The 13,976-nt window shown below is 72.5% G+C and carries 12 protein-coding genes; 5 read left to right on the top strand and 7 right to left on the bottom strand.

Annotated features, from left to right (window positions below):
• The first annotated feature begins 141 nt into the window (after positions 1-141).
• The gene (locus ACZ6RC_RS20245) at positions 142-951 is read left to right on the top strand and encodes a carbon-nitrogen family hydrolase (protein ID WP_469585029.1); all 810 of its coding nucleotides are present in this window, start codon (positions 142-144) and stop codon (positions 949-951) included.
• A gap of 213 nt (positions 952-1,164) precedes the next feature.
• Here ACZ6RC_RS20245 and ACZ6RC_RS20250 read toward each other — a convergent pair whose 3' ends face one another.
• Positions 1,165-1,656, bottom strand: a complete 492-nt coding sequence (locus ACZ6RC_RS20250) for an LURP-one-related/scramblase family protein (protein WP_453615922.1) — start codon at positions 1,654-1,656, stop codon at positions 1,165-1,167.
• A gap of 89 nt (positions 1,657-1,745) precedes the next feature.
• Here ACZ6RC_RS20250 and ACZ6RC_RS20255 point away from each other — a divergent pair, with 89 nt between their 5' ends.
• Entirely contained in the window at positions 1,746-3,554 is a 1,809-nt protein-coding gene (locus ACZ6RC_RS20255) for an NHL domain-containing thioredoxin family protein (RefSeq protein WP_469585031.1), read from the top strand.
• Positions 3,555-3,589: 35 nt separating this feature from the next.
• Here the strand turns inward: ACZ6RC_RS20255 and ACZ6RC_RS20260 are convergent, their stop codons facing one another.
• The 4 genes from ACZ6RC_RS20260 to ACZ6RC_RS20275 all read right to left on the bottom strand — a co-directional run bounded on the left by ACZ6RC_RS20260 (position 3,590) and on the right by ACZ6RC_RS20275 (position 7,575).
• A complete protein-coding gene (locus ACZ6RC_RS20260; RefSeq protein WP_391140074.1) occupies positions 3,590-3,934 on the bottom strand; it encodes a hypothetical protein in 345 nt (114 codons plus the stop codon).
• 88 nt (positions 3,935-4,022) lie between these two features.
• Positions 4,023-4,250 (bottom strand): DUF6458 family protein, encoded by a 228-nt coding sequence (locus ACZ6RC_RS20265; RefSeq protein WP_391140075.1) that lies wholly within the window; start codon positions 4,248-4,250, stop codon positions 4,023-4,025.
• A gap of 53 nt (positions 4,251-4,303) precedes the next feature.
• Positions 4,304-5,593: a M18 family aminopeptidase gene (locus ACZ6RC_RS20270; RefSeq protein WP_469585035.1), complete on the bottom strand. Its 1,290-nt coding sequence runs from the start codon at positions 5,591-5,593 to the stop codon at positions 4,304-4,306.
• Between the two features lie 152 nt (positions 5,594-5,745).
• Entirely contained in the window at positions 5,746-7,575 is a 1,830-nt protein-coding gene (locus ACZ6RC_RS20275) for an acyl-CoA dehydrogenase (protein ID WP_391140077.1), read from the bottom strand.
• Between the two features lie 143 nt (positions 7,576-7,718).
• Here ACZ6RC_RS20275 and ACZ6RC_RS20280 point away from each other — a divergent pair, with 143 nt between their 5' ends.
• The 3 genes from ACZ6RC_RS20280 (at position 7,719) to ACZ6RC_RS20290 (ending at position 10,636) form a co-directional block, all read left to right on the top strand.
• Entirely contained in the window at positions 7,719-8,222 is a 504-nt protein-coding gene (locus ACZ6RC_RS20280) for an SseB family protein (protein ID WP_391140078.1), read from the top strand.
• Positions 8,223-8,333: 111 nt separating this feature from the next.
• Entirely contained in the window at positions 8,334-9,296 is a 963-nt protein-coding gene (locus ACZ6RC_RS20285) for a pirin family protein (RefSeq protein WP_391140079.1), read from the top strand.
• A gap of 329 nt (positions 9,297-9,625) precedes the next feature.
• Positions 9,626-10,636 (top strand): AI-2E family transporter, encoded by a 1,011-nt coding sequence (locus ACZ6RC_RS20290; protein ID WP_469585751.1) that lies wholly within the window; start codon positions 9,626-9,628, stop codon positions 10,634-10,636.
• A 33-nt stretch (positions 10,637-10,669) separates the two neighbouring features.
• Here the strand turns inward: ACZ6RC_RS20290 and ACZ6RC_RS20295 are convergent, their stop codons facing one another.
• Together ACZ6RC_RS20295 and ACZ6RC_RS20300 are read right to left on the bottom strand one after the other, a co-directional pair.
• Positions 10,670-11,488, bottom strand: a complete 819-nt coding sequence (locus ACZ6RC_RS20295; RefSeq protein ID WP_453615907.1) for an MBL fold metallo-hydrolase — start codon at positions 11,486-11,488, stop codon at positions 10,670-10,672.
• Positions 11,489-11,667: 179 nt separating this feature from the next.
• A complete protein-coding gene (locus tag ACZ6RC_RS20300) occupies positions 11,668-13,917 on the bottom strand; it encodes an ATP-binding SpoIIE family protein phosphatase (protein ID WP_469585040.1) in 2,250 nt (749 codons plus the stop codon).
• Between the last annotated feature and the right edge of the window lie 59 nt (positions 13,918-13,976).

Genomic DNA, 13,976 nt, shown 5'->3' on the forward strand with positions numbered 1-13,976 from the left:
GTTCTGCGGTGCGCGGGCTGAAAACAAGACTGCTTGGGAGGCTCGGACGCTAAGTTACGCTGCCCGAAGGCACCCCGGCAGTGCTTTCGTGTGACGATCGTAGGCCCGTGTTGACGGCTCGAATGCCAGGACGGTGGTAGTGTGCGCGCCTCGCTGATCCAGATCGCAGTAGACCCGGACGAACCGGTGGACGCCCGCCGCGCGCGCGTGGCCGGCCTGGTACGGGAGGAACGCGGCGCCGCCGACCTCGTCGTCCTGCCGGAGCTGTGGCCCATGGGGGCGTTCGCGTACGAGTCCTTCGCCGCCGAGTCCGAGCCGCTGGACGGCCCGGCGTACGGGCCGACCTACGAGGCGATGGCGGCGGCCGCGCGGGACGCGGGGGTCTGGCTGCACGCCGGGTCCGTCGTCGAGGCGGCCGGCGGCGCGCTGTACAACACCTCGCTCGTCTTCACCCCCGAAGGCGCCCTCGCCGCCCGCTACCGCAAGATCCACCGCTTCGGCTTCGACAAGGGCGAGGCCGTGATGATGGCGGCGGGCGAGGAGCCGGTGACGGTCGCGCTGCCCGCACTGACCGTCGGCGTCGCCACCTGCTACGACCTGCGCTTCCCCGAGCTGTTCCGGGGGCTGGTGGACGCGGGCGCCCAGGCGTTCGTCGTCCCGGCCGGCTGGCCCGCCCGCCGCCGCGCGCACTGGACGCTGCTGGCCCGGGCGCGGGCCGTGGAGAACCAGGCCTACGTGCTGGCCTGCGGCACGGCCGGCACCCACGCGGGCGTCGAACAGGCCGGTCACTCGATCGTGGTCGACCCGTGGGGCGAGGTGCTCGCCGAGGCGGGACCGGGCGAGGAGACCCTGCGGGTGACCCTCGACCCGGAGAAGGTGACGACGACACGGGAGCAGTTCCCGGCGCTCAAGGACCGGGTCCTGGGAGTGACGGCACCGCGCCGGGCCTGAGGCGGCGCGGGGGCGGGTCTGCTGGGGGCGGGCGCTTCCGGGGCTTCAGGGAACGGGGCTTCCGGGCTTGAGGGAACGGGGCTGCCGGGCTTGAGGGAACGGGGGCTGCCCGCGCTTCAGGGAACAGGGCTTCCGGGGGCGGGGGCGCCCAGGCCGCCGGGCTACCGGGCCGCCGGGCCGCCGGAACGGCCCCCGGCCGTCCGCCCGCTCGCGTCAGTCCCCCCGCTCCCGCTCGGCCATGCGGATCACGCACACCGCCACGGCGATCAGCAGCGCCGCGTCGGCGTCCTCCCGTACGACGTTCACCGCGTACGTCTCCCGGACGCGGAACCAGCGGCGGGAGATGTGGGCGAGGAGTTCGCCCTCGTACTCGACGATGAACTCCCGGTCCAGGATGCGGCCGCTGACGTCCAGCTCCGTGCCCTCGACGAGCGCGACGCGGTAGTGGTTGCGCAGCAGCGAGAGCCGCTTCCGGCGCAGGGTGGCGAGCGGCTCGTCGTCCCGCTCGATCGTCATCGCGTCGCGCAGGCTGAACATCTTCTGCCGCAGCGTGACGAGCACCCGCCCGTCCGGGTCCTTCAGCTCCAGGGTGTCGCGCAGCCGCAGGGCCTTGCCGTCGACGAGGAAGGCGGGGCGGCCGTTCTCGTCCTCGATCCAGTAGTCGTCGCCGATGGCGAAGATTTTGTCCCGTACGAGGTATTTCATGCCGTGAGCCCTTCCCCGGAGGACGGCGCCTCACGCCCGCCCCGGGTGGGGGCCCGACCGGCCGCGCGGCCGGATGGCAAGCTTGAACCATGAACGATGCCGCCCCGGCGCCCACCCCCGCGCCTGCCGCTGCCCGCCGTGCCCGTGTCCGCGCCCCCGAGCTGGTCGGGAAGGGGGGCTGGCTGAACACCGGAGGAGCCGAGCTGACCCTCGCCGATCTGCGCGGAAAGATCGTTCTGGTCGATTTCTGGACCTTCTGCTGCATCAATTGTCTGCACGTCCTGGACGAGCTGCGTGAGCTGGAGGAGCGGCACCGCGACACCCTCGTGATCGTCGGGGTCCACTCGCCGAAGTTCGTGCACGAGGCCGAGCACCAGGCCGTCGTCGACGCCGTCGAGCGGTACGAGGTGCACCACCCGGTGCTCGACGATCCCGAGCTGGTGACCTGGAAGCAGTACGCCGTACGGGCCTGGCCGACGCTCGTCGTCGTCGACCCCGAGGGGTACGTCGTCGCCCAGCACGCCGGTGAGGGGCACGCCAACGCGCTGCGGACCCTCGTCGAGGAGCTGGAGGCCGAGCACGAGGCCAAGGGGACGCTGCGGCGCGGGGACGGGCCGTACGTGCCGCCGGAGCCGGTCGCCGGGGATCTGCGGTTTCCCGGGAAGGCGGTCGTGCTGCCCTCCGGCCGGCTGCTCGTCTCCGACTCCACCCGTCACCAGCTCGTCGAGCTGGAGCCGGACGGCGAGACCGTCGTACGGCGCATCGGCGAGGGCGAGTTCCGCGAGCCCCAGGGTCTCGCCGTGCTCCCCGACGGCAAGGTCGTCGTCGCCGACACCGTCCACCACGCGCTGCGCACCTTCGACCCGGCCACCGGCGCGATCGAGCTGATCGCCGGGACCGGACGGCAGTGGTGGCAGGGCTCCCCGACCTCCGGACCCGCCCTGGAGGTCGACCTGTCCTCGCCGTGGGACGTGGCCTGGTGGCGGGGCAAGGTGTGGATCGCCATGGCCGGTGTCCACCAGCTGTGGACGTACGACCCGGAGACCGGGACCGTGCGGGTCGCCGCCGGCACCACCAACGAGGGCCTCGTCGACGGCCCGGCCGCCGAGGCCTGGTTCGCCCAGCCCTCCGGGCTCGCCGCCACCGAGGACCGGCTCTGGGTCGCCGACTCCGAGACCAGCGCCCTGCGCTGGGTCGACACCGCGGACGTCGTGCACACCGCCGTCGGCACCGGCCTCTTCGACTTCGGCCACCGCGACGGCGCCGCCGGCCAGGCGCTCCTCCAGCACCCGCTGGGGGTCACCGCGCTGCCCGACGGTTCGGTCGCCGTGAGCGACACGTATAACCACGCCCTGCGCCGTTTCGACCCGGCCACCGGCGAGGTCACCACCCTCGCCACCGATCTGCGCGAGCCGGCCGACGCGGTCCTGGTCGGTGACGACATCGTCGTCGTCGAGTCCGCCCGGCACCGGCTGACGCGGCTGCGGCTGCCGGAGGAGGCCGTACGGGTCGAGTCGGTGGCCCACCGCACCCGCCGCGAGGCGACCGACGTCGCCCCCGGGCGGCTCCGCCTCGACGTCGTCTTCCAGGCGCCGACGGGGCAGAAGCTGGACGAGCGGTACGGTCCCTCCACCCGGCTCCTGGTCTCCTCGACCCCGCCCGAGCTGCTGCTGGGCGGCGAGGGGACGGGCACGGACCTCTTCCGCGAGCTGGACCTCAACCCGGAGGTCACCGAGGGCGTGCTGCACGTCTCGGCGATGGCGGCGTCCTGCGACGACGACCCGGCGAACGAGTACCCGGCCTGCCATGTCCACCAGCAGGACTGGGGTGTTCCGGTGAAGGTGACGGCGAGCGGTGCCGCCCGGCTCCCGCTGATCCTGGCCGGTATGGACGCCTGACGGGTCCGGCGGGCCGCCGGCTCCGGGTCGTGGCCTCAGGGCAGGATGCCTTGGTTCCTGGACGGGCGGTCCGCCGCGCCGTCCAGGCAGCCGGCCACCCAGGCGGCCGGGTCGTGGGCCGAACGGTCCCCGCCCATGCCCCGCCGCTCCATGGCCGCGCACTCCCCGGCCAGCAGGGCGCGCGTCCGCTCCCCGGTCATGTCGTTCTTCCGGATGCGGACGGCCTGGAGGTAGCCGCCCTCGTAGGCGATGTCCGTGCCCCAGGGCGGGCGTTCGTCGAACTCGGCGATGCCGAACGCCGCGACCGCCGTGCCGAGTAGCACGGCGGTCGCGGCGCCGGTGAAGAACTTTCCCCGGGGCGGGCCCTCGTGACGATCCATGAGCCGGATCGTGTCGCGTGGGGCCTTTCCCGGATGTTTCGCGTCTCCCGGTTCACGCGGACCGGCACACAGCGGTGTCGGTCCGGTGTCAGTAGCCGCGCCGAGTGGGGTCGTCGTCCACGACGGTGGGCGCCACCGGCGGTACGATCGCCCGCCGGCGCCGCGCGATGCTGGTGAAGGTCGCGACGCCGATGAGGCCGACCGCCATGAGGATCAGTCCCACGAGGTCGAGGTTGACCCCTTGGACCTCCCAGTCCGTCGCGAACGTGAGAATCGCTCCCACGGCGATGAGGATGATGCAGCCACCGAGGCCCATGAATCCCGCCTCCTCCTGAGGTAGTTGGGATCGGTTACCCCGGTTGTCGGCCGCTATCCCTCCAGGAACGCCACCAGCGCGTTGGCGAGCAGGAACGGGTCGTCAGCGCCGCAGAGTTCGCGGGCGCTGTGCATCGACAGGCAGGCGACGCCGATGTCGACCGTGCGGATGCCGTGGCGGGCCGCCGTGATCGGGCCGATCGTCGTGCCGCAGGGCATGTCGTTGTTGGAGACGAAGGACTGCCACGGCACGCCCGCCTTCTCGCAGGCCGCGGCGAACACCGCCCGGCCGCTGCCGTCGGTGGCGTACCGCTGGTTGACGTTCACCTTGAGGATCGGGCCGCCGTTGGGGCGCGGGTGGTGCGTCGGGTCGTGGCGCTCCGCGTAGTTGGGGTGGACCGCGTGGCCGACGTCGGAGGAGAGGCAGACGGAGCCGGCGAAGGCGCGGGCGCGGTCCTCGTAGGCGCCGCCGCGGGCGTAGACGGAACGCTCCAGGACGTTGCCGAGGAGCGGGCCCTGGGCGCCGGTGTCGGCCTCGGAGCCGTTCTCCTCGTGGTCGAAGGCGGCGAGCACCGGGATGTACGCGAGGTCCTCGCGGCCGGCGACGGCGGCCAGCGCGGCGACGCCGGCGTGGACGGAGATCAGGTTGTCCATGCGCGGTCCGGCGACGAGTTCGCGGTCGCGGCCGAGGTAGGAGGGGGCTTCGATGGCGTGGACCATCAGGTCCCAGCCGCTGACGTCCTCGGCGTCGACGCCCGCCTCTTCGGCGACGAAGCGGATCAGGTCGCCCTCGTGGACCTGGCCGAGGCCCCAGATGGGCTGCATGTGGCGCTGGCGGTCGAGCTTGAGGCCGTCGTTGGCCTGGCGGTCGAGGTGGATGGCGAGCTGCGGCACGCGGAGCACGGCGCGGTCGACGTTGACCAGGTGGTGGCTGCCGTCCCGGAGGGTGAGGCGGCCCGCGAGGCCGAGGTCGCGGTCGAGCCAGGTGTTGAGGAGCGTCCCGCCGTAGACCTCGACGGCGACCTGGCGCCAGCCCTGCGCGCCCATGTCGGGCTCGGGCTTCACGCGCAGGTTGGGGGAGTCGGTGTGGGCGCCGACGATGCGGTACGGGGTGTGGGGCGTGGCGCCCTCCGGTACGTACCAGGCGATGAGCGCGCCGCCGCGGATGACGTACTGCCCGCCGGTCGTCCCGTCCCAGGCGGCGGTCTCCTCGACCTGTCGGAAGCCGGCCTTCTCAAGCCGCTCGGCGGCGTTGGCCACGGCGTGGTAGGGCGACGGGGAAGCCGCCAGGAAGGTCATCAGGTCGTCGGTGTGGCCGCGGTCGAAGCGGGCGGTGCTCGTCATGGGTTCACCATACGCACGCCCCGGAATGCGGCGCCGGGGCCCCGAAAGGCGGACCGCCGCGGCCCTGGTTCGGGCCACCCACGCCCCCCAAGCCGGAACGGCCCGCCCCCCTCCCCGGGGACGAGCCGTTCCGCGATGGACGTGGCGCGCTACTAGAACGCGGCCTCGTCCAGGTCCATCAGCGAGCCGTCGACGGCCTCGGCGAGGGCGCGCTCGGTGCCGACGCCGGGCAGGACGTTGGCGGCGAAGAACTTCGCGGCCGCGATCTTGCCGGCGTAGAACGCCTGATCCTTGGCGGAGGCGCCGGAGGCCAGCTTCTCGGCGGCGACGGCCGCGCCCTTCAGCAGGAGGTAGCCGACGACGACGTCGCCGGAGGCCATCAGCAGGCGGGTGGTGTTGAGCCCCACCTTGTAGATGTTCTTCACGTCCTCGCCGGTCGCGGTGAGGTCGGTGAGCATCGCGCCGACGATGCCCTCCAGGTCCACGGCGGCCTTGGCGAGGGCGTCGCGGGCGGGCGCCAGGTCCTCGCCGCCGGGGCCGACCGCGAGGAACTTCTTGATCTCCTCGGCCAGCGTGTTCAGGGACGCGCCCTGGTCGCGGACGATCTTGCGGAAGAAGAAGTCCTGGCCCTGGATGGCCGTGGTGCCCTCGTAGAGGGTGTCGATCTTGGCGTCCCGGATGTACTGCTCGATCGGGTACTCCTGCAGGAAGCCGGAGCCGCCGAAGGTCTGGAGCGACTGCGCGAGCTGCTCGTAGCCCTTCTCGGAGCCGTAGCCCTTGACGATCGGGAGCAGCAGGTCGTTCAGGCCGTTGAGGGCCTTCGCGTCCTCGCCCGCCGCCTCCTTGAGCTGGATGGCGTCCTGCACGGCCGCGGTGTAGAGGACGAGGGAGCGCATGCCCTCGGCGTACGCCTTCTGCGTCATCAGCGAGCGGCGGACGTCGGGGTGGTGCGTGATGGTGACCTTGGGCGCGGCCTTGTCCATGAAGTTCGCCAGGTCGGTGCCCTGGACGCGCTCCTTGGCGTACTCGAGGGCGTTGAGGTAGCCCGTCGAGAGGGTGGAGATCGCCTTCGTGCCGACCATCATGCGGGCGAACTCGATGATGAGGAACATCTGGCGGATGCCGTCGTGCTTGTCGCCGATCAGCCAGCCCTTGGCGGGGTGACGGTCGCCGAAGGTCATCTCGCAGGTGTTGGAGGCCTTGAGGCCCATCTTGTGCTCGACGTTGGTGGCGTAGACGCCGTTGCGCTCGCCCAGCTCGCCGGTCTCCCAGTCGAAGTGGAACTTCGGCACGAGGAAGAGGGAGAGGCCCTTGGTGCCGGGGCCGGCGCCCTCGGGGCGGGCGAGGACGTAGTGGAGGATGTTCTCCTCCATGTCGTGCTCACCGGAGGTGATGAAGCGCTTCACGCCCTCGATGTGCCAGGAGCCGTCCTCCTGCTGGACCGCCTTCGTGCGGCCGGCGCCGACGTCCGAGCCCGCGTCGGGCTCGGTGAGGACCATGGTGGAGCCCCACTGGCGCTCGACGGCGATCTGCGCGACCTTCTTCTGCGCCTCGTTGCCCTCGTTGAAGAGGATGCCGGCGAAGGCGGGGCCGGAGGAGTACATCCACACGGCCGGGTTCGCGCCGAGGACCAGCTCCGCGTAGGCCCAGATCAGGGAGCGCGGGGCGGTGGTGCCGCCGATCTCCTCGGGGAGGCCCAGGCGCCAGTACTCGGAGTCCATGAAGGCCTTGTACGACTTCTTGAAGCTCGCCGGGACCGGGGCGGTGTTGGTCTCGGGGTCGAAGACCGGGGGGTTGCGGTCGGCGTCGGTGAAGGACTCGGCCAGCTCGTTCTCCGAGAGGCGGGTCAGCTCCTCCAGCACGCTCTTGGCGGTCTCGACGTCCATCTCCTCGAACGGACCGGTGCCGTACACCTTGTCGCGCCCGAGGACCTCGAAGAGGTTGAACTCGATGTCGCGGAGATTCGACTTGTAGTGCCCCATGGCGACGGCTCCGTAAGGATCGGGGAGGCAGGTTCCTCGTACACGTACCAGCGAGTAGCAAAACGCTGACTCCGATGATGCTACCCGTCGGTAATAAGAGCAACCCCTCTCGGTACATCTGTGACGCAGTAGGCTCGTGGCCCATGTACGGCTACGACCAGAATCCGGGCGGACAGCAGCAGTACGCCCCGCCTCCGCAGCAGCCGATGCAGGGCGGAATGCAGGGTGGGATGCAGGCCGGCATGCAGGGCGGGTACGGCCAGCAGGCTCCGCTGTACCCCGAGCCGTCGCCGCCCTCCCTCGCCGACGCCGTACGGGCCTTCACGACCGGATCCCTGGCCGCCGAGGACTTCCAGCAGATCTTCGCGACCTCGAAGGTCTACTGCCCCCGGGGCGACAACCCCGGCTTCCTGGCGCTGCACAACACGCAGCAGCCGGTCATCCCGATGTTCACCTCGCTCAAGGAGCTGAGGCGGTACGCGGGCAAGGAGTCGAAGTACTTCGTGATCACCGGCGCCGAGGTGATCGACCTGCTGCCGACCGGCTACGGCTTCGTCCTCGACATGGAGGGCGACCACCGGATGGTCTTCGACGCGAAGGCCGTGGAGCAGATGGTCGACTTCGCCATGCGGCGGATGTACGGCTGACACGACCGCGAGCTACGGGTGCGCCCGGGAGGAATTCCTCCCGGGCGTTCCGCGTTCCGGGTGGCAGGAGTTCATTGTTCAACTAAACTGGTCGCACAAGGAGGTCCCGCCATGCCCGCCGTGACTGTCGAGAACCCGCTCACCCTGCCGCGCGTCGCCGCCCCGGCCGACGCCACCCCCCGCCCCGTGCTCGCCGTGACCACGGCGCCCTCGGGCTTCGAGGGCGAAGGATTCCCCGTGCGCCGCGCCTTCGCCGGGATCAACTACCAGTACCTCGACCCGTTCATCATGATGGACCAGATGGGAGAGGTGGAGTACGCCCCCGGCGAGCCCAAGGGGACGCCGTGGCACCCCCACCGCGGCTTCGAGACCGTCACGTACATCATCGACGGGACCTTCGACCACCAGGACTCCAACGGCGGTGGCGGCACCATCACCGACGGGGACACCCAGTGGATGACCGCCGGCTCCGGACTGCTCCACATCGAGGCCCCGCCGGAGTCCCTCGTCGTCAGCGGCGGGCTCTTCCACGGCCTCCAGCTCTGGGTGAACCTGCCCGCGAGCGACAAGATGATGGCCCCGCGCTACCAGGACATCCGCGGCGGCCAGGTGCAGCTCCTCGCCTCGCCCGACGGCGGCGCGCTGCTGCGCGTCATCGCCGGCGACCTGGACGGCCACGCGGGACCCGGCATCACCCACACCCCGATCTCGATGATCCACGCCACGGTCCGGCCGGGCGCCGAGGTCACCCTGCCCTGGCGCGAGGACTTCAACGGCCTCCTGTACGTCCTGGCCGGGCGCGGCTCGGTCGGTGCGGAGCGGCGGCCGGTCCACATGGGCCAGACCGCGGTCTTCGGCAAGGGCGGCTCGCTCACCGTCCGCGCGGACGAGAAGCAGGACGGGCACACGCCCGACCTGGAGGTCGTCGTCCTCGGCGGCCGGCCGATCCGTGAACCGATGGCCCACTACGGCCCGTTCGTCATGAACAGCCAGGCGGAGCTGCGCCAGGCCTTCGAGGACTTCCAGGCCGGCCGCCTCGGCACGATCCCGGCGGTGCACGGGATGGGCGAGTAGGGGGCGGTACGAGGGCGGGGGCAGGTCCGGGGGCCTCCGGGGCTGCGGGCGTCCGGGCCCCGGCCCTCCCTGGCCCCTCCCTGGCCTCGGGGTCTGGGGCCGCCCGACCCCCGGCCGCCGGCCTCCGCGCGCCTCCAGGCCTCTCGGTCTGACGAGGCGTCACCCGCGCGGCCCGTTCCGCGGGGCGGCGTCCGTCCTGGCGTGATCGGCTGGGGGGCGTGCCGCAACCGTCCGAACCGTCGCCGCATCCGCCGGAGCCCCCGCCGTCCGCGCACCGGCCGCTCCTCCCCGAGGCGGCCCGGCGGGTCGCCGCCTGGTGCGTCGTCGTCCTGCTGCTGACCGGGGTCGCCGCGGTCGGGGTGTGGCTGTGCGTCGTGTTCAAGACCGCCGTCACACCCGTCCTGCTCGCCCTCCTCGGCACCGCGCTCCTCGGCCCGCTCTACCGGCGGCTGCTGCGCATGAAGGTGCGCAGGTCCCTCGCCGCCGCGCTCACCTGCGTCGCCGTCGTCGCGGTCGTCGGCGGCGCCGTCTACATCGTCGTCAGCGCCCTCATCGAGACCGGCGACCAGATCGTCGCCTCGCTGCGCCAGGCCGCCACCGACCTGACCCGCCACCTCGGCGCCGCCGGGACCTCCCTGGACGACCTCGCCGTGAACGCCCGGGAGCTGCTGCGGAAGTTCGGCGGCACCGCCGCCTCCGGGGTGATCAGCGGGCTGAGCGTCGTCGGCGAGATGATCGCCATCGCCGTCCTCGCGCTCCTCCTCGTCTTCTTCTTCCTGCGGGACTCCGACAAGGCGGTCGGCGCCCTGCGCTCCCTCGCCCCGCAGGCCACCGGCGACACCGTCGAGGCGATCGGCCGCCGCGCCTTCGAGGCCGTCGAGGGTTTCATGCGCGGCACCACCTTCATCGCCCTGATCGACGCCGTGGTCATCACCATCGGGCTCCTCGTGCTCCGCGTCCCCGGAGCCGTCGGCCTCGGCGCGCTCGTCTTCGTCGGCGCCTACATCCCGTACCTCGGTGCCTTCATCTCCGGCGCGGTCGCCGTCCTCGTCGCCCTCGCCGACCGGGGCGTCGTCATCGCGCTGTGGGCGCTCGGGGTCGTCCTGGCCGTCCAGGTCCTCGAAGGACACGTCCTCCAGCCGGTGATCCAGAGCCGTACCGTCCAGATGCACCCGGCCGTGGTGATGCTCGCCATCACGGCCGGGGCGTCCGTCGCCGGCATCCTCGGCATGCTGCTCGCGGTCCCGCTGACGGCCGCCGCGTTCGGCGTGGTCGGCGAACTGCGCGGCCGGTACGGAGACCGGCGGACCGCGCCACCCTCGGAAGCGGACCCCGCCTGAGACCTGTCCGGCCCCCGCCCGGGACCCCGCGGGTCAGGTGGCGGCCGGCATCCCGCCCGGCTCGAAGCCGGCCAGCATCTGTTCCAGCGCTGCCTGGTCGGGCCCGACGAAGGGGTCGGAGTCCGGTGCCATCCCGATTGTGGCGAGGAGCGCGTCGATCATCCGGACGGCCGGCGGCAGATGCGTACTGAGCACGATGTCCGGGTTCATCGCGCGCAGGGGATCGATCGTCGCCCGGTACTTCGCCGCGTCAACGATGTGCACCCACGGACTGTCCACGGTCGCCCAGAGCAGTTGGGCGGCCCGCAGCTCCTCCGGCTTCAGATCGCCGGCGTGCCCGCTCTCCGCCAGCTCGGCGGTGGGCATCGGCCCGCCGAAGCAGTCCGAGCTGAAGCAGATCCGGGTCCTGTCGTCGTAGAAGCCGACGGTGGCCGGGTTGTCGAAGAGCGGCGGCCGGAAGGCGTGCAGCGAACGGTCGCCGACGTCCAGCGACTGGCCCGGGTTGAGGAAGTAGACCCGGTCCGGGGGCAGCGGCCGCTCGGTGGTCATGATCCCCGCGCCGATGAAGGTGGTCACCACCCGTGCCCCGGGCGCGGCGACGAGCAGGTCGAAGATGCCGCCCGTGTGGTCGCGGTCGGGGTGGGTGAGCCAGATCCAGCGGAGATCGGCGGGGTCGACGACCGAGCCGACCGCGCCGACGAAGTCCCGGTCGGAGAGGGAGAGCCCGGTGTCGACGACGACCGGCTCCTCGGCGGTGAGGACGAAGGCGTTGACGGGGATGTGGCCGATCCCCGGCACTTCGAGGCTGTCGGCCAGGACGGTGGTGTCGCTCCCGACCTTGTGGGTGTCCATGGCGTGCTCCGTGGTCCCCCCGGCGGCCGTACGCTCCCAGTCTCCTCCGCCCGGCCCCGCCCCGCGCGGCCACTCGCCGCGTACGCCGTTCCCGTACGCCGTGCCGTGTCCCGTACGCCGCGCCCCGCACCGTACGCCGTGCCCTGCCCCGTACTCGTACGGTCGGGAGGCCGCCGTCCCTAGCGGCAGCCGCCCTCGTCCGACGGCGGCTCGTTCAGCTCGAACCAGATCGACTTGCCTTCGCCGCGCGGGTCCACGCCCCAGGCGTGCGCCAGCATCTCCATCAGCACCAGACCGCGCCCCGAGGAGGCCATCTCCCCCGGGTGCCGCTTGTGCGGGAGTTCGTCGCTGGAGTCGGCGACCTCCACCCGCAGGCGGCGCGACTTCTCGTCGCAGGTGACCTCGGCGACCAGGAGCGCGTCGCCGTCCGTGTGGATGAGGACGTTGGTGACCATCTCCGAGACCATCAGGACCGCCGAGTCGACCTGGTCCGCGTCCGACCAGTCGTGCAGCAGCTGCCGCAGATGCCGGCGGGCGGCGGCGATGCGTTCCGGCTCGGCCTGCGCCACGGTCATCATCGTGCGGCGCGGGGCCTCGCGGACGGCACCGCCCTGGCGGGAGAGGAGCAGCAGCGCGATGTCGTCCTCGCGGCGGTCGGCGAGCGGCCCGGTGGTGTGGTGGGAGCCGGGGCCGTGGACGGCCTGGACGAGCTCGTCGGCGAGCTCCTCCAGGGACTCGCCGTCGTGCCGTTCGAGGAGCGTACGGACGCGTTCCCAGCCGCTGTCGAGGTCGTGGCCGCCGGTCTCCAGGAGGCCGTCGGTGCACATCATCAGGGTCTCGCCGGGCTCCAGGGTGAACCGGGTCGTGGGGTAGTCGGTGTCGGGGTCGATGCCCAGGGGCAGCCCGCCGGCGGTGGGCCGCAGCAGGACCGTTCCGTCGGCCATCAGGACCGCCGGATCGGGATGGCCGGCCCGGGCGATGTCGACGATCCCGGTGGCCGGGTCGATCTCCAGGTAGAGGCAGGTGGCGAAGCGGAGCCCGCCCCCGTCCTCCCCGTCGCCGCCGGCCGCGCCACCGGCGGCGCTCCCGGCACCGTCCGTCCCGGCCCCGGACCCGGCTGCGATCCCGATGCCGGCCCCGACCCGGGCGCCGCCGCCGGCTCCGCGCGGGCGGTCGTCGCCGTTGGCCCCGACGCCCGCGCCGCCGTCCCCGTTGGTGATGCCGTAGAGGAAGCGGGAGGCGCGGGAGAGCACGGCGTCGGGCCGGTGGCCCTCGGAGGCGTACGCGCGCAAGGCGATCCGCAGCTGCCCCATCAGCCCGGCGGCGCGGACGTCGTGGCCCTGGACGTCGCCGATGACGAGGGCGATGCGCCCGGAGCCGGGGCCGCCGCCGGGGAGCGGGATCATGTCGTACCAGTCGCCGCCGACCTGGAGCCCGCCGCCGGTGGGGACGTAACGGGCCGCGACCTGGAGGCCGGGGATGCCGGGGCCGAGGACGGGCATCATCGTGCGCTGGAGGCCGAGCGACAGCTCGCGTTCGGACTCGGCGACGCCGGCCCGGGCGAGGGCCTGGGCGAGCATGCGGGCGACGGTGGTGAGGACGGAGCGCTCGTCGGGGGTGAAGGCGACGGGGTGCTTGAAGGCGGCCATCCAGGCGCCCATGGTGCGGCCGGCCACGATCAGCGGGAGGTAGGCCCAGGACTGCCTGCCGAATCGTTGCGCCAGCGGCCAGGTCACCGGGAAGCGCCGCAGGTACTCCTCCGGTGTCGGGAGGTAGATCGCCCGTCCGGTCCTGGCGACCTCGGCCGCCGGGTAGTCGGTGTCCAGCGACATGGAGCTGAAGGGGCCCTCGTCACCGGCGTGGTGCCCGTGGTGGCCGATGATCGTCAGCCGGTCGCCCGCCACCCCGAAGACGGCGAGCCCGTCGGGCGAGAAGCCCGGCATCGAGAGGGAGGCGGCGACCCGCAACACCTCGGAGGTCGACCGGGCCTCGGCGAGCGCCCGCCCGGCGTCGAGCAGGAACGCCTCGCGGGAGCGGCGCCAGTCGCCGGTCACGGGCGTGCGGGCGGCGGTGCCGGGCTGCGGCTCGGCGACCTCCTGGAGGGTGCCGACGAGCTGGTAGTCGTCGCCCTCGACGAGCGGCTTGGACCGGCTCCGTACGGTACGGATCACCCGGCCGTGCTCGTCCATGATCCGCAGCCGGGCCTCGGCGAGGGTGCCCTCCGCCACGGCCAGGTTGACGACCCCGTCGATCTCGTTCCAGTCCACGGGGTGGAAGCGGGAGCGTACGGCCGCCTCGGTGAGCTGGGCGGCCTCGGCGGGCAGGCCGAGGAGCCGGGCCGCCTCGGCGTCGAGCGTGACGGTCCCGGACGCGTTGTCCCAGCGCCACAGGCCGGTCGCGATCGCGGCCAGGACGTCCTCGGTGCGCATTGCCCTACTTTATGAATATCGGACGGCAAGTCGCCACCGAGAGTATTCGAAAAGCGATC

It is taken from the genome of Streptomyces sp. NPDC048353, assembly GCF_055587165.1.